The organism is Sphingopyxis sp. (genome assembly GCF_019459305.1).
In the GTDB taxonomy this organism is placed as follows: domain Bacteria; phylum Pseudomonadota; class Alphaproteobacteria; order Sphingomonadales; family Sphingomonadaceae; genus Sphingopyxis.
Map to the genome: position 1 here is coordinate 53,825 of NZ_JAIBES010000084.1, position 24,176 is coordinate 78,000.

The 24,176-nt window shown below is 61.7% G+C and carries 26 protein-coding genes, 2 tRNA genes and 1 pseudogene; 18 read left to right on the plus strand and 11 right to left on the minus strand.

Annotation, left to right across the window (positions count from 1 at the left end):
* Position 1: 1 nt before the first annotated feature.
* Positions 2–937 (minus strand): 3-keto-5-aminohexanoate cleavage protein, encoded by a 936-nt coding sequence (locus K0M74_RS09780; protein WP_293971234.1) that lies wholly within the window; start codon positions 935–937, stop codon positions 2–4.
* Positions 938–1,578: 641 nt separating this feature from the next.
* Positions 1,579–2,034 (minus strand): Lrp/AsnC family transcriptional regulator, encoded by a 456-nt coding sequence (locus tag K0M74_RS09785; protein ID WP_293971237.1) that lies wholly within the window; start codon positions 2,032–2,034, stop codon positions 1,579–1,581.
* Positions 2,035–2,141: 107 nt separating this feature from the next.
* Between K0M74_RS09785 and phhA (K0M74_RS09790) the strand changes: the two genes are divergently transcribed.
* The 6 genes and pseudogenes from phhA (K0M74_RS09790) to K0M74_RS09815 all read left to right on the plus strand — a co-directional run.
* Positions 2,142–3,008 (plus strand): phenylalanine 4-monooxygenase, encoded by an 867-nt coding sequence (gene phhA, locus K0M74_RS09790; RefSeq protein WP_293971297.1) that lies wholly within the window; start codon positions 2,142–2,144, stop codon positions 3,006–3,008.
* Positions 3,005–4,246 carry an amino acid aminotransferase gene (locus K0M74_RS09795; RefSeq protein WP_293971240.1) on the plus strand — a complete coding sequence of 414 codons (1,242 nt, stop codon included), beginning with the start codon at positions 3,005–3,007 and terminating at the stop codon, positions 4,244–4,246. The genes phhA (K0M74_RS09790) and K0M74_RS09795 overlap by 4 nt, the downstream gene beginning before the upstream one ends.
* Positions 4,239–5,555 carry a fumarylacetoacetase gene (gene fahA / locus K0M74_RS09800; RefSeq protein WP_293971243.1) on the plus strand — a complete coding sequence of 439 codons (1,317 nt, stop codon included), beginning with the start codon at positions 4,239–4,241 and terminating at the stop codon, positions 5,553–5,555. The genes K0M74_RS09795 and fahA overlap by 8 nt, the downstream gene beginning before the upstream one ends.
* 76 nt (positions 5,556–5,631) lie before the next feature.
* Positions 5,632–6,294 carry an SDR family oxidoreductase gene (locus tag K0M74_RS09805; RefSeq protein WP_293971246.1) on the plus strand — a complete coding sequence of 221 codons (663 nt, stop codon included), beginning with the start codon at positions 5,632–5,634 and terminating at the stop codon, positions 6,292–6,294.
* Positions 6,284–6,589, plus strand: coding sequence for a 4a-hydroxytetrahydrobiopterin dehydratase (locus tag K0M74_RS09810; RefSeq protein ID WP_293971248.1), 306 nt, complete (start codon positions 6,284–6,286; stop codon positions 6,587–6,589). Before K0M74_RS09805 ends, K0M74_RS09810 begins: the two co-directional genes overlap by 11 nt.
* A gap of 65 nt (positions 6,590–6,654) precedes the next feature.
* Positions 6,655–6,963: pseudogene (locus K0M74_RS09815) on the plus strand (IS5/IS1182 family transposase); the annotation flags it as partial.
* A 78-nt stretch (positions 6,964–7,041) separates the two neighbouring features.
* Here the strand turns inward: K0M74_RS09815 and K0M74_RS09820 are convergent.
* Together K0M74_RS09820 and maiA are read right to left on the minus strand one after the other, a co-directional pair.
* Positions 7,042–7,515: an Lrp/AsnC family transcriptional regulator gene (locus tag K0M74_RS09820; RefSeq protein WP_293971251.1), complete on the minus strand. Its 474-nt coding sequence runs from the start codon at positions 7,513–7,515 to the stop codon at positions 7,042–7,044.
* A gap of 33 nt (positions 7,516–7,548) precedes the next feature.
* Positions 7,549–8,190 (minus strand): maleylacetoacetate isomerase, encoded by a 642-nt coding sequence (gene maiA / locus K0M74_RS09825; RefSeq protein ID WP_293971254.1) that lies wholly within the window; start codon positions 8,188–8,190, stop codon positions 7,549–7,551.
* 295 nt (positions 8,191–8,485) lie between these two features.
* On the opposite strand from maiA, the gene phhA (K0M74_RS09830) reads away from it, so the two are divergent.
* The 9 genes from phhA (K0M74_RS09830) to K0M74_RS09870 all read left to right on the plus strand — a co-directional run bounded on the left by phhA (K0M74_RS09830) (position 8,486) and on the right by K0M74_RS09870 (position 16,674).
* Positions 8,486–9,334, plus strand: a complete 849-nt coding sequence (gene phhA / locus K0M74_RS09830; RefSeq protein WP_293971257.1) for a phenylalanine 4-monooxygenase — start codon at positions 8,486–8,488, stop codon at positions 9,332–9,334.
* Positions 9,331–10,236, plus strand: a complete 906-nt coding sequence (locus tag K0M74_RS09835) for a tryptophan 2,3-dioxygenase family protein (RefSeq protein ID WP_293971260.1) — start codon at positions 9,331–9,333, stop codon at positions 10,234–10,236. Before phhA (K0M74_RS09830) ends, K0M74_RS09835 begins: the two co-directional genes overlap by 4 nt.
* The gene (kynB, locus tag K0M74_RS09840; protein ID WP_293971262.1) at positions 10,233–10,862 is read left to right on the plus strand and encodes an arylformamidase; all 630 of its coding nucleotides are present in this window, start codon (positions 10,233–10,235) and stop codon (positions 10,860–10,862) included. The genes K0M74_RS09835 and kynB overlap by 4 nt, the downstream gene beginning before the upstream one ends.
* Entirely contained in the window at positions 10,859–12,100 is a 1,242-nt protein-coding gene (gene kynU, locus K0M74_RS09845; RefSeq protein ID WP_293971264.1) for a kynureninase, read from the plus strand. The genes kynB and kynU overlap by 4 nt, the downstream gene beginning before the upstream one ends.
* The gene (locus K0M74_RS09850; RefSeq protein WP_293971266.1) at positions 12,097–13,116 is read left to right on the plus strand and encodes a carbon-nitrogen hydrolase family protein; all 1,020 of its coding nucleotides are present in this window, start codon (positions 12,097–12,099) and stop codon (positions 13,114–13,116) included. The genes kynU and K0M74_RS09850 overlap by 4 nt, the downstream gene beginning before the upstream one ends.
* A complete protein-coding gene (locus tag K0M74_RS09855) occupies positions 13,113–14,246 on the plus strand; it encodes a cupin domain-containing protein (RefSeq protein ID WP_293971268.1) in 1,134 nt (377 codons plus the stop codon). The genes K0M74_RS09850 and K0M74_RS09855 overlap by 4 nt, the downstream gene beginning before the upstream one ends.
* Positions 14,247–14,268: 22 nt before the next feature.
* Positions 14,269–15,177 (plus strand): fumarylacetoacetate hydrolase family protein, encoded by a 909-nt coding sequence (locus K0M74_RS09860; RefSeq protein ID WP_293971270.1) that lies wholly within the window; start codon positions 14,269–14,271, stop codon positions 15,175–15,177.
* 61 nt (positions 15,178–15,238) lie between these two features.
* Entirely contained in the window at positions 15,239–15,940 is a 702-nt protein-coding gene (locus tag K0M74_RS09865) for an Asp/Glu racemase (protein WP_293971272.1), read from the plus strand.
* A 398-nt stretch (positions 15,941–16,338) separates the two neighbouring features.
* The gene (locus K0M74_RS09870; RefSeq protein ID WP_293971274.1) at positions 16,339–16,674 is read left to right on the plus strand and encodes a hypothetical protein; all 336 of its coding nucleotides are present in this window, start codon (positions 16,339–16,341) and stop codon (positions 16,672–16,674) included.
* A 78-nt stretch (positions 16,675–16,752) separates the two neighbouring features.
* Here K0M74_RS09870 and K0M74_RS09875 read toward each other — a convergent pair whose 3' ends face one another.
* Positions 16,753–16,941 (minus strand): hypothetical protein, encoded by a 189-nt coding sequence (locus tag K0M74_RS09875; RefSeq protein WP_293971276.1) that lies wholly within the window; start codon positions 16,939–16,941, stop codon positions 16,753–16,755.
* A gap of 79 nt (positions 16,942–17,020) precedes the next feature.
* Between K0M74_RS09875 and K0M74_RS09880 the strand changes: the two genes are divergently transcribed.
* On the plus strand, positions 17,021–17,383 hold the full coding sequence (locus tag K0M74_RS09880) for a VOC family protein (protein ID WP_293971278.1): 363 nt from the start codon (positions 17,021–17,023) through the stop codon (positions 17,381–17,383).
* 84 nt (positions 17,384–17,467) lie between these two features.
* Here the strand turns inward: K0M74_RS09880 and K0M74_RS09885 are convergent.
* Positions 17,468–17,543: transfer RNA gene (locus tag K0M74_RS09885), tRNA-Thr, on the minus strand.
* A 226-nt stretch (positions 17,544–17,769) separates the two neighbouring features.
* On the opposite strand from K0M74_RS09885, the gene K0M74_RS09890 reads away from it, so the two are divergent.
* Complete coding sequence (locus K0M74_RS09890; protein ID WP_293971280.1) at positions 17,770–18,294, plus strand: M14 family zinc carboxypeptidase; 525 nt, start codon at positions 17,770–17,772, stop codon at positions 18,292–18,294.
* Between the two features lie 60 nt (positions 18,295–18,354).
* Positions 18,355–19,545: a hypothetical protein gene (locus K0M74_RS09895; protein ID WP_293971282.1), complete on the plus strand. Its 1,191-nt coding sequence runs from the start codon at positions 18,355–18,357 to the stop codon at positions 19,543–19,545.
* Positions 19,546–19,767: 222 nt separating this feature from the next.
* On the opposite strand, the gene K0M74_RS09900 is transcribed toward K0M74_RS09895, so the two are convergent.
* The 5 genes from K0M74_RS09900 to mreC form a co-directional block, all read right to left on the minus strand.
* Positions 19,768–19,843, minus strand: a tRNA-Lys gene (locus K0M74_RS09900).
* A 112-nt stretch (positions 19,844–19,955) separates the two neighbouring features.
* On the minus strand, positions 19,956–21,062 hold the full coding sequence (gene rodA / locus K0M74_RS09905) for a rod shape-determining protein RodA (RefSeq protein ID WP_293971284.1): 1,107 nt from the start codon (positions 21,060–21,062) through the stop codon (positions 19,956–19,958).
* Positions 21,059–22,969 (minus strand): penicillin-binding protein 2, encoded by a 1,911-nt coding sequence (gene mrdA, locus K0M74_RS09910; RefSeq protein ID WP_293971287.1) that lies wholly within the window; start codon positions 22,967–22,969, stop codon positions 21,059–21,061. The genes rodA and mrdA overlap by 4 nt, the downstream gene beginning before the upstream one ends.
* 6 nt (positions 22,970–22,975) lie before the next feature.
* Positions 22,976–23,500 carry a rod shape-determining protein MreD gene (locus K0M74_RS09915; RefSeq protein ID WP_293971289.1) on the minus strand — a complete coding sequence of 175 codons (525 nt, stop codon included), beginning with the start codon at positions 23,498–23,500 and terminating at the stop codon, positions 22,976–22,978.
* On the minus strand, positions 23,497–24,096 hold the full coding sequence (mreC, locus tag K0M74_RS09920; RefSeq protein ID WP_293971291.1) for a rod shape-determining protein MreC: 600 nt from the start codon (positions 24,094–24,096) through the stop codon (positions 23,497–23,499). The genes K0M74_RS09915 and mreC overlap by 4 nt, the downstream gene beginning before the upstream one ends.
* Between the last annotated feature and the right edge of the window lie 80 nt (positions 24,097–24,176).

Consider the following 24,176-nt stretch of genomic DNA (forward strand, 5'->3'; position numbering starts at 1 on the left):
TCTAAAAGGCAACCTGGTCGCCGCCCTTGAGCTCGAGCGCTTCGCGCGCTTCGGCTGGCGTGGCAATTTCCAGACCCAGCTCACGAAGAATGCGTGCAATCTTGCCGACTTGTGCCGCGTTGCTTTCGGCGAGCTCGCCGCGCGCGATATAGAGACTGTCTTCCAGCCCCACCCTGACGTTGCCGCCGAGCAGCGCGGACATGGTCACGAACGGCATCTGGTCACGGCCAACACCGAAGCAGGAAAGATAATAATCATCGCCGAACAAGCGGTCGGCGATTTCCCGCATATGGAGAAGATTGGCAGGATCGGCCCCAATCCCGCCCAGGATGCCGAAAATGCACTGAATGAGGAAAGGCGGTTTGATCAGCCCGCGATCGGCAAAATGTGCGAGCGAATACAGATGGCCGACGTCATAGCATTCATATTCGAAGCGCGTCCCGCAGCCGTGACCGAGGCGAACAATAATTTCTTCGATCTGCTGAAAGGTGTTGCTCTGGAATCCGGACCGCGTGCTTTCCAGAAACGGCTTTTCCCAGTCATGCTGCCACTTGCTATAGCGATCGGCTAGTCCGAACACGCCGAAATTCAAGGTGCCCATGTTCAGCGACGCAAGTTCGGGCGCGGCGCGGAGCGGGCCGGCCAGCCGCTCGTCGATAGTCATCCCTGGACCGCCACCGGTAGTCGTGTTGATAATGACATCGGATTGCTGCTTGATACGCGGCAGGAATTCCATGAAGAGGTCGGGGTTGGCGGTCGGACGACCGTCTAGCGGTTCTCGGGCGTGCAGGTGCACGATTGCCGCGCCGGCCTCGGCCGCTGCAACCGCTTCGTGCGCAATCTGCTCCGGCGTGATGGGCAAATGTTGCGACATCGTCGGCGTATGGATCGACCCCGTTACGGCGCAGGTTATGATGACCTTTTTTGCGCGTCGCATTTCGCTCTCCTTTAGATCAAATAATTATTGCCGGCCGTCGAGGCGCGGGATCCCGATGTCGTACCGAAACTTGCCCCATCTTCAGCGCATGATGGACTTCTTCGACTCGACAAGGGGGCAGGTTAGGGCTAATTACAAATTTGATCAAATATAATATTCAACCGCTCGCTGATCGGGCTCGAGAGGCATAGGGGTAGTGGCCGAGATCGGTCAGCCGCCGAGGCAAAGCGCCCCTTAGGGGGACATCGGGGGCGCTTTCTTGCATCGCCATCCCGGATGTGCGGACTCCATTCGGAGTCGCCTGGCGGCCTGGAGGCGGTGAATGACGAGCGTATTCGTTCGGCGGCGGCGCAAAGGCCATTTCTCGCGGCGATGACTGCGAGATACCCGGAAGCTTTGTCATATGTTTCGTCTGAGACAGCGCGAAATGCGACCGATCCGCGCCCAAGCTGTGGTCCGCCGACTCCTCAGTGGAAGGAGCCGATGCTCTGCCTATGGCTGCGGACGTTCAAGCTCGACGCAGTGCGCTCCAGCTCGCTTTACATCGATGTCAGAACCTTTCCGCGGAGCGATCCGTGCGACGACCAACGCCGCCTCCTCGGTTGGGGCTGAGATCAATGTCCGTTCGAAGCGCGAGAATATTAAAGCGGGAGCCGCGTGCTATATTTTGTCTGGGACAGAGCGAAGTGGGACGACGCGGTGGCGACGCTGGGATGCCCGAGGAGAACACGCATCAGGAAGCGCTCATAGCCGGCGACGTCCGGCGCCACGATCCGCAAAAGATAATCCCAGTCGCCAGACATCGAATAGCAGTCCATGATCTCGGGGCGGCTATGCACGAAGGCTTCGAAGGCGCAAGTACTGTCGCTCGCGTGGCTTCGCATTCGGATATTGCAGATGACACTGACGCCGCAATCGACCTTTGCGGCATCGAGGAGGCGGACTGCGGGGCCAAGGATCCCGGCAGTCTCCAGAGCCTTCACACGCCGCCAGCAGGACGGCGCGGAACTTCCGACACGTTCGGCGAGCTCGGCATTGCTGAGCGATGCATCGGCCTGCAATTCTGCAAGAATGCGGCGATCAATCGGGTCAATCATAAATATGTTTCATATTCTATGGAAATCTGAATCATTCTTTTCAGAATATATCGATATATCGATCAGTTTGAAATGAATTTTCGCAGCGAATGTGGAAAAAAGCCCGCATGGCAAGCGAGAACATACAGCGCCCTGAAGGGGCGGGAGAAGACTGGACGGTCCGGCAAGGATGGGAGAATTATTCTTCTGCCGAGCATGCGATGTGGGACCGGCTGTTCGACCGGCAAGCGAAGATGCTCGTGGGCCGCGTCGCGCCCGAGTTTTTGGACGGCCTCGATATCCTCAGGCTCTCGAAGCCAGGCATCCCCAATTTCGAGGAACTCAACGAGCGCCTGACGAAAGCGACCGGCTGGCAGGTGGTTGCCGTGCCGGGCCTGGTTCCCGACGATGTCTTTTTCGACCATTTGGCAAACCGCCGGTTTGTGTCGGGGAACTTCATCCGCACCCCCGAACAGCTCGACTATTTGCAGGAACCGGACATCTTCCACGATGTCTTCGGCCATGTGCCACTGCTCGCGAACCCGGTGTTCGCCGACTATATGGAGGCTTATGGCAGAGGCGGGCAGCGAGCGCTGCGCCATGGGGGCCTGGAAAATCTCGCCCGCCTCTACTGGTACACGGTTGAATTCGGCCTGATCCAGGCGGCTGATGGCCTGCGCATCTACGGGGCCGGTATCGTCTCTTCCTATGGCGAGTCGATTTTTGCCCTCGACGATGCGTCGCCCAATCGCATCGGCTTCAACCTGAAGCGGCTGATGCAGACCGATTATCGGATCGACGATTATCAACAAAGCTACTTCGTGATCGACAGTTTCGAGGATCTGCTGAGCCAGACGCTGAATACCGATTTCGCGCCGCTCTACGCGGACCTCGCCGACGCGCGTGCCTACGCAACGGACACACTGCTCCCCGGTGACAGGGTCTTCACGCAGGGCACGCAGGATTATGCGACCGGCAAGGCGGCGGCGGCTTGAGCGGCGAGCTTACCAGTGTGGCCCTCGACGGCACGATTTTCTCGACGCTGAAAGCCGAAGCGCCCGATGCGCTGCTCGCGCTCATTGGCCTGCATGCTGCCGATCCGCGACCGACCAAGATTGACGTCGGGGTCGGCGTGTTCCGCGATGCCACCGGTGCGACCCCCGTGTTCGCGGCGGTGAAGGAAGCCGAACTGTGGCTCGCCCAGACCCAGCTGAGCAAATCCTATCTCGGTCCGGAAGGCGATGTCCGTTTCACGGAGCTCCTCGCCGAGCTGGCGCTTGGGCGACGCACCGGCGGTTCACGCGATCTGGTCGGTTTGCAGACACCAGGCGGAACCGGGGCGCTCCGGCTCGGGGCCGAACTGCTCGCGCGCGCGGCGCCGGGCCGCAGCATCTGGGTGGGCACGCCGACGTGGGCCAATCATGTCCCATTGCTGGCGGGAGCGGGGCTGGCGGTGCGCCCGCATCGCTTCTTCGATCCCGAGGAATCCGACCTGGATTTCGCCGCGATGATGATCGACCTGGGAGCGGCAAAACCAGGCGATATCCTGCTCCTTCACGGCTGCTGTCACAATCCGACGGGCGTTTCCTTCAGCCTGTCCGAGTGGCAGGCGATTGCGGCGTTGTGCGCCGAGCGCGGCCTGCTGCCCTTTGTCGACCTCGCCTATCACGGCTTAGGACAGGATATCGAAACCGACGTCGCCGGGGTGCGGCTGCTCGTCGAGAGCGTGCCCGCGGCGATCGTCGCCTATAGTTGTGACAAGAATTTCGGCCTCTACCGCGATCGCGTCGGGGCGATCTGGGTCAAGGCGCCGACTAGCCAAGTCGATGCGGTGCGCTCCAACCTTTATGCGCTGGCGCGCATCAACTGGTCGATGCCTCCCGATCATGGGGCGGCGGTGGTGCGCCTTATTCTCGACACCCCCGAACTGCGTGCCGACTGGGAAGCGGAACTAGGCGCCATGGCTGCGCGGATCGCCGATCTCAGGGAGCGGCTGGCTGCCGCCAACCCGCGGTTTGCACCGCTCGGCCGCCAGCAAGGTATGTTCGCCATGCTGCCTCTCGGTCCTGCCGCGGTCACGGCGCTGCGTGCCGACCATGGCATCTACATGGCAGGCAACGGTCGCATCAATATCGCAGGCCTCGGCGAGGCGACGGTCAATCGCTTCGTTGCTGCTTGCGCGCCTTATCTGGGAACGAAGCCTTCACCTGTGCAGCAACCTCCCGATGACTGAGCCCAAGACGTTGGCGATCGACGAGACACACGATCCTGCTCTGGGGAGCTGGGTCGCCTCAGCGAATGGTCATCCGGATTTCCCGATCCAGAATTTGCCGCTTGGCGTCTTCTCGCCGCCGGGAAAGGGGCCGCGTGGCGGCATTGCAATCGGCGATATGATCCTCGACCTCGCGGCGCTCGCAATGAGCGGGCTGCTCAATGGCGAGGCCAGGATCGCGGCACAAACAGCGGCAGGCCAGGCGCTCAATCCCTTGCTGGCGTTGGGTGCCGGGCCGCGGCGCGCACTTCGGCGCGAGGTTTCGCGGTTGCTGTCGGATTCTGCGCATCGCGTTGCGGTGCAGCCAATGCTCTACGATGCGGCGCAGGCAACGCTTCAACTGCCGGCGCGCATCGGGGACTATTCCGATTTCTATGTCGGGATTCACCATGCTACCAATGTCGGACGGCTCTTTCGCCCCGACAATCCACTGCTCCCCAACTACAAGCATGTGCCGATCGGCTATCATGGCCGAGCGTCGTCGGTCGCGGTCTCGGGTGCGAAGGTGCGCCGGCCATCGGGTCAGCGCCGCGCGCCCGATCGGGACGAGCCGTTGTTCGGTCGGTCGGGGCGGCTGGATTATGAGCTCGAACTCGGCGTCTGGATCGGGCGGGGCAATATACTCGGCGAGCCGATCGCGATCGGCTCGGCGGCCGATCATATCGCGGGCCTGACGCTCCTCAATGACTGGTCGGCGCGCGACTTTCAGGCATGGGAATATCAGCCGCTCGGGCCCTTCCTCGCGAAAAACTTCCTCACAACCGTGTCACCTTGGATTGTCACCGCCGAAGCGCTCGCGCCGTTTCGCGTCGCGCAACCACCACGTCCCGAAGGCGATCCCGATCCGCTGCCCTACCTTTGGGACGCGAACGATCAGGCGACGGGCGGGATCGCTGCCCGGCTGGAAGTGACCATCGCCTCGCAGCGAATGCGTAACGAGAGGCTTGCGCCTCATCGCCTGAGCAGCGGGTCGGCGACGCATATGTATTGGACGATCGCACAGATGGTCGCACACCACAGCGTCGGCGGCTGCAACCTCAATCCCGGCGACTTGCTCGGCACCGGCACGATTTCGGGTCCCGATCGCGCAAGCTTTGGCAGTCTTCTCGAACTCACCGCCGGGGGACGGGATCCGGTGATCTTGCCGACTGGCGAAGAGCGGCGCTTTATCGAGGATGGCGACGAGATTGTGATCGCCGGTCGCTTCGAAGCAAAGGGTTTTGTTCCGATCGGCTTCGGCCCCTGCCGCGGCATCGTCGTGACAGATTGAGCGGTGGGGGCAGCGCCCACTACGCCCGCCGGTGGCCAGTACCACAAGTGGATCGCTACAAGCTGAAGGGACTCATATGAATATCATCGTCACTGGAGCTGCCGGCGCGCTCGGCGAAGCCGTCGCCGATCGACTGTGCGAGGTGGGTTCGCGCGTCGCGCTCGTCGACTTGATCGAGGGCAAGCAGCGGCCTGACCGCACGTGGATCCGGGCGGCTGACCTGGCTGACCCTGAAGAGGCGTTAAAGGCGATCGGGGGCGCCGCAAAATGGCTCGGCAGCATCGATGCTCTCGTCCATCTTGTGGGTGGCTTCGAATGGAAGCTGGTCGGCGACACCACTCTCGCCGATTGGCGAACGCTCTATTCGGCGAACATCGAGGCCGCCGTTTCGACTATCCAGGCAGCACGTCCGCATCTCGAAGATGATGCCGCGATCGTCGCGGTCGGGGCATCCTCGGCACAGCCGGCAGGCGCGGGCATGGCGCCCTATGCCGCCGCCAAGGCTGGCGTCGCGCGACTGTGTGAAGCGCTCGCAAAGGAACTCGCCCCGCGCCGAATTCGCGTAAACTGTATACTGCCGTCAATTATTGACACGCCCCTCAATCGCACCGACATGCCGGAGGCCGACTTCGCAGCATGGACGAGCCCCGCGGCGATTGCCGATGCCATCCAATTTCTTGCTTCACCAGCCTCGCGCGCCGTCAATGGTGCCAGCCTCGAGGTGTCCAATGGCGCATGAAAGACAAGTGCGGCGGCTAACGGCCGTCGAGATTGAAGTGGAACTGGCGCGGCTGCCCCGCTGGTCTTACGACTCCGGGCGGCGCGCCCTCCACCGGCGCGTGGAGCTTGCGGATTTTGCGGCGGTTTTCGGATTGATGGCGCGGATCGCCATCGCCGCGGAGAAGATCGACCATCATCCCGAGTGGGCAAATGTTTATAACCGGCTCGATATCTGGCTGACCACGCACGACGTCGACGGGGTGTCACCGCGCGACGTGGCGCTCGCACGAAGGATCGACGGCTTTGAGGATTGAGCACGTCATTGACCGCGGCTCGCCTAGAACTTGCGGCCTGATGGAATCGGCGACGTCGCCGCATGGATTGGGGAGGAGCGTTGCTCGAAAGCCTGCCCAAAGCGCAATGGATGCTGGCCTACCGAGGTTATACCCGAGCTATGATGCCGAGTTATTCCGTGATGCCTTCAGGAAAAAGGCGTTATCCCCTTGCAAATCCAGTCGGAAATCCCGGATTAAGACCTCCAAATACGACAAACGCCGCTACAAACGCCGTCGCCGCATCGTTCTATGCTCGGCCGCCACAAGGACTGGCGCCGCGTCGCAGCGCGCTATGAAAGGTGCTCGAAGGCTTCTTCTCTGCCATCGCCATCACCGCAACCGCCCTCGTCTGACTGTGACGGTCAATGAGCCCGCATCCTAAACCGACCTACGGCAAGTGCATCGTGCTGACGAAAGCAGTCCAGAGAAAATCACCGCCGCAGCTTTTCGGTTGTACGAGCCCATTCGGCGAGGCCGCCTTGCCGCTTGATGGTTTTCAGACATACGACTGTCGCGAGCCGATGCACGCCTGGCAGCTTGGAGAGATCGTGGCGGAGCAACTCGTCGAGATGATCGACCGACCGTGCGAAGATCTTCAGCATATAGTCGCTGTCGCCCGCAGTCGTGTGGCACTCGACGACGGCCGGGTGCGCCATCACCGCGGCCTCAAACTCGGTATGCGCGTCGAGGCTGATGCGAACCTCGACGAAACTCTGCACTTCGAGGCCTAATGCGAAGGGGTCGAGGCGTGCAGCGTAGCCCTCGATAATTCCTTTAGCCTCAAGACCCCGGACGCGGGACCAACAAGGGGATTTGGAAAGACTGACAGCCTCCCCGAGTTCGGCGAAGGACTGGCGTCCGTTCTGCTCCAGTGCATCGACGATTTTCCAATCGATTCTGTCCATATTGCCTACCTCTGAGAATGGCGGAGTGACGCCTTAGGTGAAATCGGGTTGGGCCTCAGGATGGGCGGCGGCGAATTCGGGGAGCGCTTGCGCGGCTTCGGCTGCTGCTAGTATGCGCGGATAGGGAGTGAGGTCGACGTTATAGCGCTGCGCGTTGTAAACCTGAGGAACGAGATAACAGTCGGCAAGCGTGGGCGTGTTGCCGACTGCAAAAGTTCCGCCGCTACCGGCGATCAACTGTTCCGTGGCAGCGAAACCTTCGGCTATCCAGTGTGCGATCCAGCTTTTCACTTGTGCGTTGCTGGCGTCAAACTGACTGCGCAGACGATCGAGAACGCGCAAATTGTTGAGCGGATGGATGTCGCACCCGATGAGGGCTGCGATAGTTCTGACAGTGGCGACTTGAGCGGGCGACGAAGGAAGCAGTGGCGGTTCGGCCCAAATCGTTTCGATCCACTCAAGAATCGCTGGGCTTTCAATCAAGATCCGCCCACCATGTTCGATTGCCGGCACCAGCCCGTGGGGTGCAATGGCGAGATAGGCAGGGTCGCGTTGCGCTCCCGCACGAAGATCATGGGTCACTTGGCGATATGCCACGTTTTTCCAATTTAGCGCGATGCGAACTCGATATGCTGCGCTTGAGCGCCAATAGCCATGGAGGACTGTCTCGCTCATACCTCGTTCTCTCGACCTTTGCATTAAATGGGGCAAAGCCGCGCTGCGCAACCTGCCAGTCCGACCGGATTAGCCGTTCTGCGATGATTCGCCAACATCTCCCAATCGCCGAGCAATGCGGCAACTGCGAAGCACGAAACTCAGATTAGGACAAAATTTGCAGAACATTTTGCCGATGTTATTTAGGGTCCGGGGGAAATTACGAACAATGTTCGTTCAGATGGAAACTATGCTTCTCTGACGAGGGGAGGCCGCAGTGGTTGCAACACATATATATGACTCGCCGCCTCATGGTGTGGCGGCCGACTGGACGATGACCCAAGACTGGGCCGGTGTTTCAGCCGCCCAGCATGCGACGTGGCGAACCCTGTTTGAGCAGCAGTGCTGCGCCCTCGAAGGGTACGCTTGTGAAGATTTTCTGCAGGGCCTCGATATCCTGCGCTCGTTGGAGCCAGGGGTTCCGAATTTTGCGCTTCTCAATCGCCGACTGAAGGCTGCGACGGGGTGGGAAATCGTGGCCGTTCCCGGTTGGATACCCAACGAGCCTTTCTTCGAGCATCTTACCAACCGGCGCTTTCCGGCCGCCAACTTCCTCCGTCCGCCCGAGCAGATCGGCTACAGCGAAGAGCCGGACATGTTTCATGACATATTTGGTCACGTCCCAATGCTCACCAATCCGGCATTTTCGGAATTCCTAGTCGCTTACGGTCAGGCAGGCCTGCGCGCTGAGAAGCTTGGCGCGTCTGATTTTCTTGGCCGGCTTTGGCTGTATACGACGGAGTTTGGGCTGGTTCTGGAGGCTGGTGAACTGCGCGCCTTCGGCGGCGGCATTCTTTCGAGCTACGCCGAGACGCTCCGGTCGCTCACCTCGACCGAGCCCCGCCGGATTTGGCTGGATATCGAGCGCGTGATGCGCACCCAATATCATTTCGACGAATTTCAACGGATCTATTTCGTCGTAAACAGTTTCGAGGACCTTCTGCAAGCCACCGAGGACGCCGACTTTGCTGCAATATATCGCAGGATTGCGGGCGAAGCCGTGATCGACCCCGGCGCTTCTTTCCCCGGCGATCGCGCTTATACTGGGCCGCTGCAGCAGGTCCGGACGGGCCCGGCTTTCATGGGCGAGGATGTGGTTCGATGATCAGACAGACAAGCGACGGCAGCACCGATATCTTCGAAACCGAAATCGACGGCGAGACGATCCAGTGGGACAATGGCCTGACCTATGCGCGGCACCTGCAGACCGCGCAGCTCTTGTCGGCGCAGGTGCCGGTGTCGGACAAGCCGGACGAGATGCTGTTCATTATCATGCACCAGACGATGGAATTGTGGATCAAGCTGGTGCTGCATGAAGGGCGCCTCGTCTATGACGCGATCAAGGCCGACCGGCTCGCGATCGCGGGCAAGGGGCTCGACCGAATCGCGACGATCCAGCGCCATATGATCCACAGCTGGGAAGTGCTCGCGACGCTGACCCCGCACGACTTTCTGACCTTTCGCGGTTTCCTGCGCCGCGCGTCGGGGTTCCAGTCGCAGCAATATCGCGAACTCGAGTATCTGCTTGGCAACAAGCGCGAAGACATGATGATCGTTCACAGGGACGACGACGTGGCCACCGCACGCCTGCGTGTCACGTTTGAGGCGCCGTCGCTTTACGACGAGTTGCTGCGACTGCTCGCGCGCCGCGGCTTCGTGATCCCAGCCGATCATTTGGACCGCGACTGGACCAAGCCGTATGAAGCGTCGGAAGCGGTCGAGAAGGCGTGGCTAGCGATCTATTCTGATCCTGACAATCACTGGGATCTTTACGCGCTCGCCGAGAAGGTCACCGCGCTTGAATATTATTTCCAGGAATGGCGCTTCAAGCACATGAAGACTGTCGCGCGCGTGATCGGACATAAGCCGGGCACCGGCGGCTCCTCGGGGGTCAATTATCTCGTCAAGGCCCTGAGCCTCAGCTTCTTTCCCGAACTCTGGTCAATGCGGACCGAGATGGTCGCGCCGCGCGAGGGTGGCGACTATGCCGAAGGCAAGGTTGCATGAGCCGGATCTGGGACATTTCTCAGCCGCTTCACGCCGCGGTTCCGGTGTGGCCGGGCGAGCCGGCCTTCGCGCTTCACAGCCATGCGGTGATCGGCAACGGCTGCCCGGTCAATGTCGGGGGCATGTTCACCCCGCTGCATGCGGGCACGCATGGCGACGCACCGCTCCACTATGCCATTGAGGGCGCTTCGTCGGCCGACTGCGATCTGGGTGCCTATATCGGGCCGTGCGTGGTGCTTGATGTTCGTCATGCGCGCGGGCGGGTTGAGGTCGGCGATATCGACTGGAATGCGATTGCTGGTTCAGCGCGCGTGCTGCTGCGGACCTATGAGCAGTTTCCGCATGACCAATGGGACTCGGATTTCACCGCGATTGCCAGCGATGTGATCGCGCGGCTCGGGTCGCTGGGGGTGCGACTGATTGGCACCGACGCCGCCTCGCTCGATCCCGAGCAGTCGAAGACGCTCGAGGCGCACCATGCGGTCAAGGCCGCCGACATGCGAATCTTGGAGGGACTCGTGCTCGATGACGTGCCGCCCGGCCGGTACGAACTTGTCGCGCTGCCCCTGCGCATCATCGGGGCTGACGCTAGCCCGGTGCGCGCCATTTTGAGGGAATTGCCATGAATCCGACCGACATGTTTACAGAAGTCCTCGAACTTGACGCATCGGATCCGCTGGCCCGCTTCCGCGGTCGCTTCCAGCTCCGCACAGGGCTAATCTATCTTGATGGGAATTCTTTGGGTGCATTGCCTAAAGCTACGCCGGGCCGCATCGCCGAAGTCGTTGCGCAAGAGTGGGGCGAGGGCCTGATCACCTCGTGGCTCGGAGCTGAATGGTCGACAGCGCCAGCAAGGATCGGTGACAAGCTTGCCGTGCTTCTCGGCGCCAATCCGGGGGAGATTATCTCGACCGATTCCACCTCGGTTAACATCTTTAAGGCCCTCACGGCCGCGCTGTCGCTGCGGCCGGATCGATCCACAATATTGTCCGAACAGACGAATTTTCCGACCGACGTGTACATGATGCAGGGCATTGAGGCGTTCTCGGACGGCAGGGTCAAAGCGTTGACCGTGGCGCCCGAGCAGGTGATTGATGCGCTCGACGAGAGTGTCGCGGTGCTGCTGCTGACACAGGTGCACTACAAATCGGGCCGAGTGCGTGACATGGCCGAAATTACGCGCCGGGCGCACGACGTGGGAGCGCTGGTCGTCTGGGATCTCAGCCACAGCGCCGGCGCTATTGACGTCGATCTCAATGGGGCGAACGCTGACTTCGCCATCGGATGCGGCTACAAGTTCCTTAATGGTGGTCCCGGAGCACCAGCCTATCTTTTCGCGGCAAAGCGGCATCAGACGGCAACGCCCGTCTTGTCGGGCTGGTTTGGCCACGCCAGGCCCTTCTCCTTCGAAGAGGACTACGATCCGGCCCCGGGGATCGATCGTTTTCTCTGCGGGACGCCACCGGTACTCGGCCTCGCGGCCCTCGAAACGGGAGTCGATCTGCTGCTCGAGGCGAACATGGCCGATGTCCGCCGCAAATCATTGCGGCTCGGCGACTTGTTTATGCAGTTGATGGAACCGCTCTGCGACCGTTACGGCTTCTCGCTCGTCAGCGAGCGCGATCCCGCGGCTCGCGGCAGTCAGGTCGCCTATGCACACCCGCAGGGCTACCAGATCGTGCAGGCGCTCAAGGAATATGATGTCGTCGCAGACTTCCGTGCGCCGGACGTCCTGCGTTTCGGACTTACGCCGCTCTACCTGCGATACCGCGATATCGTCGCCACAGTCGAACGGCTGACCGAAGTTTGCGCGCTCGAGGCGTGGAACAAGCCCGAATATCAGCGCCGGGCGGCTGTCACATGAGCGAGGTTTCATCACCCTTTCTTCCGAAGTCGAAAGTGGCGGCTGTACAGGCCGCGCCGGTCTTCCTCGACACAGAGCGCTCGATCGAAAAGGCGTGTGCGCTGATCGTCGAGGCCGCGCGCAATGGCGCGAAGCTGGTTGCCTTCCCCGAGGTGTTCATTTCGGCTTATCCCTATTGGAACTGGCTGATGACGCCGATCGAGGGGGCCGAATGGCACGAGCGCCTCTACCGCGCGTCGGTGCTCGTCGACGGCCCCGAGGTCGCCGCACTCTGCGCCGCGGCGCGCGACCATGGCTGCATTGTTGTTATCGGGATCAACGAGCGCGATCCGGTCAGCGTCGGCACGCTCTACAATAGCAACCTGATCATCGGCGCCGACGGCAACTTGCTCGGCCGCCACCGCAAGCTGGTGCCGACCTGGGCCGAAAAGCTCACATGGGCGGGCGGCGACGGCAGCTCGATCCGCGTCTATGACACACCCGTCGGGCCGCTTGGGACGCTTGCGTGCGGCGAGAATACCAACACGCTCGCGCGCTTTGCTTTGCTGGCACAGGGTGAGCTCGTCCATGTCGCCAATTATATCGCGCTCCCTGTCGCGCCCGCGTCGTACAATATGGCCGAGGCGATCAAGATCCGCGCCACCGCGCACAGCTTCGAGGGCAAGGTTTTCACGATCGTCGCCTGCTCGGCGGTGAGCGAGGAGATCATCGAGGCGATGTCCGAGGGCCGCCCGCAGAACCGCGAACTGCTGTCGCGCCCGAACAGCGCCTGGTCGGGCGTCATCGACCCGCATGGCAATCTGGTCGGCGAGCCGCTGATCGACGACGAAGGCATCGTCTATGCCGATATCGACCTTGGCGACTGCATCCGCCCCAAGCTGATGCACGACATCATCGGCGGCTATAACCGCTTCGACATCTTCAATCTGACGGTCGACCGAACCCCCCGCGCGTCGACCCATTTTATGGACCTGCCGCAGCCTGCGTCCGGTTCGGACGAGGAGAATCCGTCATGACGGGCCATTCTACGAACATCGATCCGCGCGACGACGTGCTTGGCCGCGCGCGCGTTACCGATACTCCCGAACTCGAAGCCTTTTACGACGAACTCGCCGGGCAGAACGCCGGCGCCTTCTGGAAGCGCGCCAACGCGATCGAGCCGTGGGAGCCCGAAAGTCGTTATCGCCCGACGCTATGGCCTTACGCTGATATGCGCGCGATGTGCCTGCGCGCGCTCGATCTGGTGAAGCCCGAAGAAGCAGGGCGCCGCGTCGTTACCCTCCTCAACGACAGCGACGCGGGGCGAGAGAACACCGCGGTCTGCGGCTGGCTGTTCAGCGGAATGCAGGCGATGCGCCCCGGTGAGGTCACGCCCGCGCACCGCCACACCGCTTCGGCGCATCGCTTCATCATGGAGGGGAAGGGGGCCTATACCGTCGTCGACGGCCACCACATCACCTTGGGCGCCAATGATTATGTGCTCACGCCGGGCGGCTGCTGGCACGACCATGGCGTCGTCTCCGATGGTGATGTGTCGATCTGGCAGGACGGACTCGACATCCCGCTGATGAACAGCCTCGAGACCAATTTCTACGCGGTCTATGATCAGCCCGCGCAGACGGCGGCTTATCCAACAGACGACCTGCCGCTGAGCTACGGCGGCGGGTCGCTGCGGCCCGAGGGCATCGGCGCATGGGACAAGCCTTATTCGCCGGTGATGGTTTATCGCTGGGAGCCGACGCGCGACGCGCTGTGGAATCTCGCCAAGGTTTCCGAGGGCACGCCGTTCGACGGGCATATGGTGCGCTATTCGAACCCGATAACGGGCGGCTGGGCGCTCCAGACGATGGGCGCGCATATGCAGATGCTCAAGCCCGGATTCAGTGGAAAAGCCCACCGTCACACCGGGAACGTCGTCTACAATGTCGCGTCCGGGCGCGGCTATTCGATCATTGGCGGGAAGCGCTTCCACTGGGAAACGCACGATATTTTCTGTGTGCCGGCCTGGACCTGGCACGAGCATGTCAATCTTGACGCGTCTGATGAGGCGTTTCTTTTCTCGTTCAACGATTTCCCCGTGATGGAGGCGCTCGGCGTCCGGATCGAGGAAGCCTATCCCGACCATGGCGGCCATCAGCCGGCGTAATTAGCAGCAGACAGGACAGACTATGCGCTTCGTGACCTATCGCACGGCCGAAACCGAACCCCGACTCGGCCTTCTTCACGACGGCCTCGTGATCGACGTCGAATATTTCGGCGACGCCATCGACCACGACCTGCCATGGACGATGCTCGATTTCATCGATCTCGGGCCAATCGCCGTCCGCTTCCTCAAGGACGCCGTTGCGACGGCAACCGCCGCCGATCTGGTGGGCACCTCGCTTCCCACGGGCAATGTCGCCTTGCTCGCGCCGATCCCGCGGCCGCGCAAGAATATTTTCGGTATCGGCCTTAACTATACCGAGCATGTTGCTGAATCCGCACGCTCGCTCGACACGTCGAATGAGCTTCCGAAGCAACCGGTGATCTTCTCAAAGCCACCGACTGCGGTGGTCGCGTGGAACGACCCGATCCGCCACAACGCGAAGGTGACGCAGCAGCTCGACTGGGAAACCGAGCTGGCGGTGATTATCGGCAGCACCGCGCGCCATGTCGCCGAGACTGACGCGCTGAACCATGTGTTCGGCTATACTGTGATCAACGATGTGTCGGCGCGCGACTGCCGCCGCGCCGGGCAGTGGATCGTCTCGAAGGGACAGGACAGCTTCGCGCCGATGGGGCCATGCATCGTCACTGCCGACGAGATCGGCGATCCGCACAACCTCAGCATCCGCACCCATCTGAACGGCGTCGAAAAGCAGAACAGCAACACGCGCTTCATGCTCTTCAACGTGCCCCAGCTGATAGCGGACATTTCGAGCGTCATGACGCTCGAACCTGGCGACATCATCGCCACTGGCACCCCCGCGGGTGTCGGTGCGGGGCGCGATCCGCAGGAATTCATGTGGCCGGGCGACGTTGTCGAATGCACCATCGAGGGCATCGGTACGCTGCGCAACCCGATCGTCGCGGTCTGAGGGGCAGGTGATGATAAGGCCAATCCGCATCGGGCAGATCGTGCCCAGCTCGAACGTCACGATGGAAACCGAAATTCCGGCGCTGCTTCGTGCGCGCGAGGCCATCGCGCCCGAACGCTTTACCTTTCACTCGTCCCGCATGCGGATGAAGAAGGTGACGAAGGAAGAACTCGCGGCAATGGACGGCGATTCCGATCGCTGTGCCCTCGAGCTTTCCGACGCGGCGGTCGACGTTCTTGGCTATGCTTGCCTCGTCGCAATCATGAGCATGGGAGAGGGATATCACCGTGTCTCCGAGGCTCGGCTCCATCAGCGCACGGTCGAAAACGGTTATTCGGCGCCTGTCGTCACAAGCGCTGGCGCCTTGGTCGAGGGACTGGCGACATTGGGCGCGACGCGCATTGCGCTCGTCGCGCCGTATATGAAGCCGCTAACTCAGATGGTCGTGAGCTATATCGAGAAGGAAGGGGTTAAAGTGTCGGACTGGCTGGCCCTTGAGATACCCGATAATCTCGAAGTGGCCGCGCAGAACCCCGCCAACTTGCTCGAACATTATAAGCGTCTCGATCTCACGGGTGTCGACGCCCTCGTCCTCTCCGCGTGTGTGCAGATGCCGTCACTGCCTTCCGTTCAGAAGATAGAAGATGCGATCGGTCTGCCAGTCGTTTCTGCAGCCATTTGCACAGCGCACCAGATGCTGAAACGCCTCGGTTTGCCTACCAAGGTTCCGAACGCTGGCACTCTGCTCTCAGGACGCTATTAAGCATTTTCTTCGTGGCATCTTTTGCTGCCCGTTCAGAATAAATAATATCGACTGCTATTCGGCAGACTCTGCATGACCGTACCATCCGGCAGAACCCTTGCCAGAGATGTTCTTTCGCGGCTCGAAGAACATGAAAGGTCGTGTCTCCGGTCGTGGTGTAGCTTCGCTATTGGCGGAAGCTACACCACGACGGGGACACGACCTCGGAATGCTGCGCACGATCAATCGGCACACCGCGCGCGATGAATCCTGAATCCGCGCGCAGACTGCCCGAAAGTTGCAATCGTTTGGCGAGGTAACGAAAAGAACGATCAGACCCCGCAAAATGCTGCTCCCCTTTTTGACAGAGCTGAGCTAGATTCAACTCTACAACAAAACTGCAATTGGGGAGTCGCAGGATGCTTATCGCTTCAATTCTTTTAGCCGCTATGGCGCCCGCACCGGCCGGTAACGTAGACAGCACCCGTGCCGCTTTCACCAAGTGCCTTCGAGATCACCTGAAAAAGCAGCTTGAAGAAAAGGTCGGCGAAGGTGAGTTCTCGCTGTCGGTAAAATCCGCGTGCGAGACCGAACAAAACGCCTTCAAAGCAGCGGTCACCGCCGCCAATCGTGCAGGTGGAGATTCTGCTGCGGACGCCGCCGACAATGCCGAAATGCAGGTTGATGATTATCACGCGAACTTCACGGACAAGTTCAAAGATTATTCGTCGACCAACACCTTGCCGGGCGAATGACAACCAACGCCGCTGCCGCGACATCGCGTTATGAGCCGCAAAAAATATAAGAGATTCGCCGGGTCCGAACGATGAAGCTTAGACCCGGAGAGGTAGCTGAACGTTTAAGAATTCCGGAGCAGCACCGAACGGTCGATTGACGATCGCCAACACCGCCTCGGCGGCATAGACGCGATTGCGGCGATAGCCTGTGCGCTCGATCAGCACACCCGCTTCCATTCTGTCGTTAGCGGTCGTGGCCGCCAGATCGGCCTCGAATGGCAGCAAGCGACCCGTTGTTGACATCGACAACGCGGTCCGCGCTACTGTAAGCTGTCGGTCAGATGGATACGATTAGGAGGCCTCCGTGCGGGTTGAAGCCCTAAACCATGTCCAGCTTGCGATGCCTCTCGGAGGGGAAGCTGCCGCCCGCCGCTTTTACGCTGAACTTCTTGAAATTCCAGAGGTCGAGAAACCTCCGCATCTGGCGGCAAGAGGGGGATGTTGGTTCGAACGCGGTTCGTTGAAAGTGCATCTCGGCGTTGAGAAGGATTTTCGACCCGCCCGGAAAGCGCATCCGGCATTCATGGTCACGGATTTGACTGTCCTCATTCAACGGTTGAGCGACGCAGGTTTTGAAGCGGTCGAAGATCAGCCTCTCCCTGGCTATAATCGCCGATATGTAGCAGACCCATTCGGAAATCGCATAGAATTGATGGAGCCTTTATAGCCGATCCGGTACAAGTGAAGTGCCAGAACTGTCAGAAAACCGCGCTTTTTGCGAGGTTAAAGCGACCGGAAAACGGTCAAAAACTGGTGCCGCTTACAGGACTCGAACCTGTGACCCCATCATTACGAATGATGTGCTCTACCAACTGAGCTAAAGCGGCAACGAGGCGCGCGTCTATCAGCGTGCCGGGGCGAAAACAAGCATCCTCGCGCAGAATTTGATTCCGTCCCGGGGCCCCCGATTTCGCGGGGTGGCTGGCGTCGCCAGGATACAAGGTGACATGCCGGGAAAGCAGCATCATAGGTTTCAGCGACGGCGACTACGCCGCACCCAGGTCGAGGCCCGGATTTGGAGCGTCGGCGCCGGGAAGCCGGGAGAAAAGTCCGATGATCCGATTATTGACTGCCGCGCTGGCATTGATCGCTGCCCCGGCAATCGCTCAGCCATCTGCTCCATTGCCTCCGGTTATGCCGTGGAGCGGCGCGAGCGAAAAACTGGTCGTCGCGGCAGATGATCCGTGGATCACGCCGGCGGAACAGACCGATTTCATCGAGACGCCTGATTATACGGCGACGCGCGCCTGGCTCGACAAGCTGGTCGCTTCGGCGCCACAGCTGATGTCGATCGAGCGCTTTGGAACTACGGCGCAAGGCCGCGAGCTTTATTTTGTCCGCGCGAGCAAGGGCGGCACGGGCAAGCCGGTGCTGCTCGTCCAGGCGGGCATCCATTCGGGCGAGATCGACGGCAAGGACGCAGGCATGATGTTGCTGCGCGACATCGCGCATCGCGGAAAGCAACCGCTGCTCGACCGGGTCGATCTGATATTCGTGCCGATATTCAACGCCGACGGGCATGAACGATCGAGTCCGTGGAACCGGCCGAACCAGCGCGGTCCGCAAGCGAAGGGCTGACGCACAACGGCGCAAAACCTCAACCTCAACCGCGACTATCTGAAGGCCGACGCGCCCGAAATGCAGGCGATGCTGGCGCTCATCAACCGGCTCGATCCAGTGCTGTACGTCGACCTGCACGTCACCGACGGCACCGACCATCAATATGACGTCGCTTATGCTTTCGCCGGCTGGCGCGGGCTTTATGCCAATTCGTCCGCGATCGGACGCTGGCTCGACACGCGACTGCGTCCGGCGATGGATGCGGCGCTGACGCGCGCCGGGCACACGCCGGGGCTCTATGTCAGTGCGCTCGACAGCCGCGATCCCGATAAGGGCATTCGTCACGATCCCGACACGCCGCGCTTTTCGACCGGCTATGGTGATTTCCGGCGCCTGCCGACGATCCTTGTCGAGACCCATTCGTTGAAGCCTTACCGCCAGCGCGTGCTCGGCACCTATGTGCTGGTGGAGGAGGCGCTGCGGCTGGCGGGGCAGGAGGGGGCGGCGCTGCGCGGCGCAATCGACGACGATCGTGCCGAACGACCACCCGACATGGTCGTGACGTGGAAGGCGCGGACGGAGCCGCTTTATACGATCGATTTCAAAGGTATCGCCCATGACCGCTATCGCTCGGCCGCGTCTGGGCGCGACGAAATTCGCTGGCTCGGCAAGCCGGTCACGCAAAAGATGTCGGTGTATGGCAGCGATCCCGATCAGCGGGTGACCTTGCCCAAGGCGTGGTTGGTGCCCGCGACGACGCCGCAGGTCATCGAGCGCCTGAAATATCATGGTATTGCGTTCGAGATCCTCGATGCGCCGCGCCAGATGACGCTCGACATGGTGCGGCTGGTCGATCCGAAACTCGGTGCCGCAAGCGAGGGCCATGTGCCGCTCAGCGCCGCCGGCTATCGCCATGAACAGCGCCGTGAGACTTTTGCCGCAGGGTCGGTCCGCGTGCCCGCCGACCAGCCTCTCGGCCTGCTCGCGGCCGCGATGCTCGAACCCGAAAGCGCCGACTCACTGCTCGCGTGGAATTTCTTTCCCGGCACGCTGCAGCGCACCGAATATATCGAAGGCTATGCGATCGCCCCGCTGGCCGACCGCATGCTTGCCGATGATCCCGATCTGCGCCGTGGGTTCGAGGCGAGGCTGGCGGCCGACCCATCCTTCGCTGCGGACGGCAATGCCCGCCTGGCGTGGTTTTACGCGCGCACCCCCTATTACGACGAACGCTATCTTCTCTACCCGATCGGCCGTGAGCTTCATTGAGCGGGTGTCACCACAGGTGAGGCGTCAGCGATCTAAGGAGGTTGCACGGCCTCGCTGCCGATATGATTGCAGAGGCTCTGGCATCCGCAACTGGCTTGCGCAATTCTCCCGCCGCGATGCGTTGCGGGATAAGCCGCACTGTCGTCGGACCGGACGCAGTACCGCTCCATCCGCTAGGGGGCCGATCTCGCTAAAAAACCAAATCCAAGTCATTGAAAGAAATGGTGGACGCACTAGGGCTCGAACCTAGTACCCGATGATTAAGAGTCATCTGCTCTAACAACTGAGATATGCGTCCACTGCCGGTTTGCGGCGCGCTTTGCGGCGGTGAGCAAGGCTCTTTGCTGCGAAGCGAGCGGCCCGCTATCATGCCGATACGGGGATGGCAATGCCTGCGCCGAAGATTTTTCTCAATGAAAGCGGCGCGTGCCGGTTTTGCTGTCGTTTTCGATCGCGAGGATGATGCCGACGCAGGTCATGATCGTGAGCATCGACGAGCCGCCGTAGGAGAAAAGGGGGAGGGGAATGCCAACGACGGGCGCCAGCCCCATCACCATCATCAGATTGACCGCGATGTAGAAAAAAATCGTCATGGTCAGGCCCGCGGCGGTCAGCTGACCGAAGCGGGTGCGCGCGCGGATGGCGACGCGCGTCCCCCAGCGAAGCAGCAGGAAGAAGCCGAAGATCAGCGCCAGCCCGCCGATCAGCCCCCATTCTTCGGCCATCGTCGCAAAAATGAAGTCGGTGTGACCTTCGGGTAGATAGTCGAGATGGCTTTGCGAACCGTTGAGGAACCCCTTGCCGCCGACGCCGCCCGAGCCGATCGCGATCTTCGACTGGCTGATATGATAGCCGGCGCCGAGCGGGTCGCTTTCGGGGTCGAGGAAGATCAGCACCCGCTTTTGCTGATAGTCGTGGAGGAACGAGAACAGGATCGGGAGCGCCGCGGCCCCGGCGATCGCGGTGCCGCCGAACCACCAGAAGGGCAGGCCCGCAACGAACATTACCACGACGCCGCCAATACAGATCGACAGAGCGGTGCCAAGGTCGGGTTGCAGCATGACCAGCGCCGTGGGCAGGCCGATCATAATCAGCGCGGGCCAGAGCGCCGTCCAACTGCGCGTGTTGCCAGGCGGCAGTTGCGCGTAAAAGCGCGCGAGCGCCACCACGATGGTGACCTTCATCAGCTCGGATGGTTGCAAATTCATGAAACCAAGGTTCAGCCAGCGCTGGCTGCCGCCGCCGACAAAGCCGAGCAGCTCGACCGCGATCAGCAGCACCAGCACGCCGATGTAGGCGATGTACGAGAAATCCTCGAAAATCCGGAGCGGAAAGCGCCCGATCACCATCGCTGCGGTCAGGAAGACGAGAAAGCGCACGGTTTGCTGCATCGCCCACGGCGTGAAACTGCCACCCGCCGCCGAATAAAGCACAAGGATGCCGAAGCCGGTAATCGCGCTGAGTAGCGCGATCAGTTTCCACGGGATACGCTGGATGGCGGGCGGCACGACTATCATTGCGGCAGCTCCGGGTTTGGGTCGCTCGACGCGCCCGCTTTCCAGGCGGCATAGTCGCGGTCCATCCGCTCCTTGATCGTGCCGCCCCAGCCCCCCTCAAACGTCTCAAGCGCCTCCATCGCCTTCTCGCGGTCGTAGAGAAAGGTGAAGATGTCCTTGGCGATCGGCGCCGCCGCGCGCGAGCCGCCCATCCCATGTTCGATCACCACCGACGCCGCATAGCGTGGGTTCTCGACCGGGGCGAAGCAGACGAACAGCCCATGGTCGCGGTACTTCCATGCCCCGCTCTGCCCGCGCGAGCCAGAGGCGAGGCCGCGCACCTGTGCGGTCCCGGTCTTGCCACCCATGGTGATGCCGTCGAGCGGCAGGCGGCTGCGCACCGCGGTGCCGGCGCCGTTGACGACCAGGTCCATGCCCTGGCGTGCGACGGCGAGCGCCTCGGGCGAAAAGGGCAGGGGTTCGTTCTGGAACGCGCGGTTGATCAGGCGCGGGTAGAGCCGACGCCCCGATGCGATGCGTGCGGACATGACGGCCAGTTGCAGCGGATTGACGCTGACATAACCTTGGCCGATCACCGCGTTCAGCGAGTCCGACGCGGTCCATTTCTGGTCGTACCGGCTCTGTTTCCATGCGCTGTCGGGGATCGTGCCATAGCGCTGGTTGCTGCCTGCGAGCTGAAATTCCTCGCCCAGCCCCAGCAGTTTTGCAGTTGGCGCCATCGCGTCATAGCCCAGCCTATGGGCGAGCCAGTAGAAATAGCTGTTGCAGCTTTTCATGATCGCCGTCGGCATATCGATGCTGCCGTGGGTGCCAAGGCAGCGGAAAAAGCGGTTACCCAGCCGATAACCGCCGATGCACGTATGCCGCTCGCTGGGATCGACGCCATGCTCGATCGCGGCGATTGCGGCCATCGGTTTCAGCGTCGAACCGGGGGGATAGAGGCCGCGTGTCGCCTTGTTGATCAGCGGTTGGTGATCATCGGCGCGCAGCCAGCTATATTCATTGTTGCTGATCCCGTCCGAAAAACTGTTGGGGTCAAAACTCGGCATCGAGACGAACGACAGGATGTCGCCGTTCAGGCAGTCGATCACGATGATGGCGCCCGATTCGCGGCCCATGCGGCGCGCGGCATATTCCTGCAGGTCGGCATCGATCGTCAGATGGACTGTCTTGCCCTGAACATCAGGCTGGGTTTCAAGGTCGCGCACCACGCGGCCGCGCGCGGTGACCTCGACACGCCGCGCACCGGGTTTACCTTTCAGCATCGGCTGGAAATATTTCTCCAGCCCATCCTTGCCGATCCGGTACCCGGGGGTGATGTAGAGCGGATCCTTGGCCTTTTGATATTCCTCGGCATTGGGAGCGCCGACATAGCCGATCAGATGGCCGACCGCGGCCCCGGTCGGATAGTTACGCGCAAAGCCGCGCTGCGGCGCGATCCCGGGCAATTCCGGCAGGCGAACGAGGATCGAGGCATATTCGGCCTCGCTCATGTCTTCGGCGACCGCGACGGGTTGGAATCCCGAAGCGGCCTTCAGGTCACGGTTGATCCGCTCCATCGTGTCGCCGTCGAGCTGCAACAGGGTACGCAATTGCCCTAGCACCACCTCGCGATTGTGCAATCGGTCGGGAATGATGTCGATGCGCAGCGATACGCGGTTGTTGGCCAGCGCCTTGCCGTTGCGATCGACGATCCAACCGCGGCGCGGCGGCACCAGCGTCAGGTTGACGCGGTTGCTTTCCGATTCCAGCACATAGCGGTCGTTGTCGACCACCGAAATATAGGCCATGCGCGCCGCGAGCGCGACGCCCACCGCGGCTTGGGCACCGCCGACGACGAGCGCGCGGCGGGTGAAGGTGATACCGCGCCAGGCTTCGGTAATGGGGGGGCTTTTGCCGCGTGCCATGGGGAACTATCGGCGTTTCAGTCGGAAATTGTCAAACTTGCCGGTCAGGCGCATGAACAATGGCACAAGCAGAATGGAAATGACGATTTGCGGCACGACCAAGCCAAGGACGCGGCCGGTCGCCGCGCCCGGGTGCGCGATCAGCGCTGCGAGCGACTGAATGCTCGCGATCAGCAAGGCAGCGATAACCCAATCGTGCAGGAAACCGCGCCAATAGATGCGCTGCGACGAATAATGGATCGCGATGCTGGCGAGCGTCCACAGCCCGACCGCGGTGCCGATCGGCTGGCCGCTGAACAGATCGTCCCACAGCCCGAGCGGCAGGCCGATCCACACGGGCCACATTTCGGTGCGCAGCAATTGCCAGCACAGAAAGAACAGCAGGCCGAGCGGCGGCAGCACCGGCGAGTTGGCAACAAGTGGCAGCATCAGCGGCAACGCCGAGGCAAGCATCACCGTCGCCACCGGCACGATCCGCATCCGCCACAGCGATGCCGGCTCGCCGAGGCGCGGCGCGGCGGTCTGGTTCATGGCGCGGGATCCGGCACCGGGGCGGGTGGGGAGGGCGGCGCGCGCTGCGCCTCGATATTGTCGGGCGTGTACGGACGCAGCACCGACACCGCATCGACCTTGCCTGGATCGGCGAGCGGGCGGGCGAGGGCGCCGTCATCCTGCCGCCGCACGACGATCCCGACCGGAATGTTCGGCGGATACAGCCCGCCGGAACCCGATGTGACCAATATGTCGCCGGGCTTGAACGGGTTGTTGGCAATATTGAGGGTGCGGATGTCCAGATCGCCGTTGCCGCGGCCATAGGCAAGCGCGGGCAGGCCGTCGCGCGCGCGGCGCACTGGCACGATATTGTCCACGTCGGTAAGCAGCAGCACTTGCGACACCGAGGGGCCACTGCTGAGCACTCGCCCGATCAGCCCGTCGGCGCCGCGCACCGGCTGGCCGGCGGCGACGCCCAGGTTGCGGCCAATACTGAGCAGCGCGATGCGCTTGCTGCTGGTCGAGGTCGAGGTGAGCAGGTAACCGTTGGCGAGCGCGGTCTTGTCGGTTTCCTGCAGCTTGAGCAGCGCCTTGAGCTGGCGGTTCTCTTCCTGCAACGTACTGGTGGCGACCAACTCGCGGCGCGTGTCGGCCAGTTCGGTACGCAGCCGCCGCGGTTAGCCGCGCGGGGCGGCCAAAACCCCCCCACCAAACA

Bases quoted from the DNA above. Each gene is read 5' to 3' on its own strand.
- K0M74_RS09780 (WP_293971234.1), bottom strand. From the start codon at position 937: ATGCGACGCGCAAAAAAGGTCATCATAACCTGCGCCGTAACGGGGTCG.
- K0M74_RS09785 (WP_293971237.1), bottom strand. From the start codon at position 2,034: ATGATTGACCCGATTGATCGCCGCATTCTTGCAGAATTGCAGGCCGAT.
- phhA (WP_293971297.1), top strand. From the start codon at position 2,142: ATGGCAAGCGAGAACATACAGCGCCCTGAAGGGGCGGGAGAAGACTGG.
- fahA (WP_293971243.1), top strand. From the start codon at position 4,239: ATGACTGAGCCCAAGACGTTGGCGATCGACGAGACACACGATCCTGCT.
- K0M74_RS09805 (WP_293971246.1), top strand. From the start codon at position 5,632: ATGAATATCATCGTCACTGGAGCTGCCGGCGCGCTCGGCGAAGCCGTC.
- K0M74_RS09810 (WP_293971248.1), top strand. From the start codon at position 6,284: ATGGCGCATGAAAGACAAGTGCGGCGGCTAACGGCCGTCGAGATTGAA.
- K0M74_RS09820 (WP_293971251.1), bottom strand. From the start codon at position 7,515: ATGGACAGAATCGATTGGAAAATCGTCGATGCACTGGAGCAGAACGGA.
- maiA (WP_293971254.1), bottom strand. From the start codon at position 8,190: ATGAGCGAGACAGTCCTCCATGGCTATTGGCGCTCAAGCGCAGCATAT.
- K0M74_RS09835 (WP_293971260.1), top strand. From the start codon at position 9,331: ATGATCAGACAGACAAGCGACGGCAGCACCGATATCTTCGAAACCGAA.
- kynB (WP_293971262.1), top strand. From the start codon at position 10,233: ATGAGCCGGATCTGGGACATTTCTCAGCCGCTTCACGCCGCGGTTCCG.
- kynU (WP_293971264.1), top strand. From the start codon at position 10,859: ATGAATCCGACCGACATGTTTACAGAAGTCCTCGAACTTGACGCATCG.
- K0M74_RS09850 (WP_293971266.1), top strand. From the start codon at position 12,097: ATGAGCGAGGTTTCATCACCCTTTCTTCCGAAGTCGAAAGTGGCGGCT.
- K0M74_RS09855 (WP_293971268.1), top strand. From the start codon at position 13,113: ATGACGGGCCATTCTACGAACATCGATCCGCGCGACGACGTGCTTGGC.
- K0M74_RS09860 (WP_293971270.1), top strand. From the start codon at position 14,269: ATGCGCTTCGTGACCTATCGCACGGCCGAAACCGAACCCCGACTCGGC.
- K0M74_RS09865 (WP_293971272.1), top strand. From the start codon at position 15,239: ATGGAAACCGAAATTCCGGCGCTGCTTCGTGCGCGCGAGGCCATCGCG.
- K0M74_RS09870 (WP_293971274.1), top strand. From the start codon at position 16,339: ATGCTTATCGCTTCAATTCTTTTAGCCGCTATGGCGCCCGCACCGGCC.
- K0M74_RS09890 (WP_293971280.1), top strand. From the start codon at position 17,770: ATGATCCGATTATTGACTGCCGCGCTGGCATTGATCGCTGCCCCGGCA.
- K0M74_RS09895 (WP_293971282.1), top strand. From the start codon at position 18,355: ATGCAGGCGATGCTGGCGCTCATCAACCGGCTCGATCCAGTGCTGTAC.
- rodA (WP_293971284.1), bottom strand. From the start codon at position 21,062: ATGATAGTCGTGCCGCCCGCCATCCAGCGTATCCCGTGGAAACTGATC.
- mrdA (WP_293971287.1), bottom strand. From the start codon at position 22,969: ATGGCACGCGGCAAAAGCCCCCCCATTACCGAAGCCTGGCGCGGTATC.
- K0M74_RS09915 (WP_293971289.1), bottom strand. From the start codon at position 23,500: ATGAACCAGACCGCCGCGCCGCGCCTCGGCGAGCCGGCATCGCTGTGG.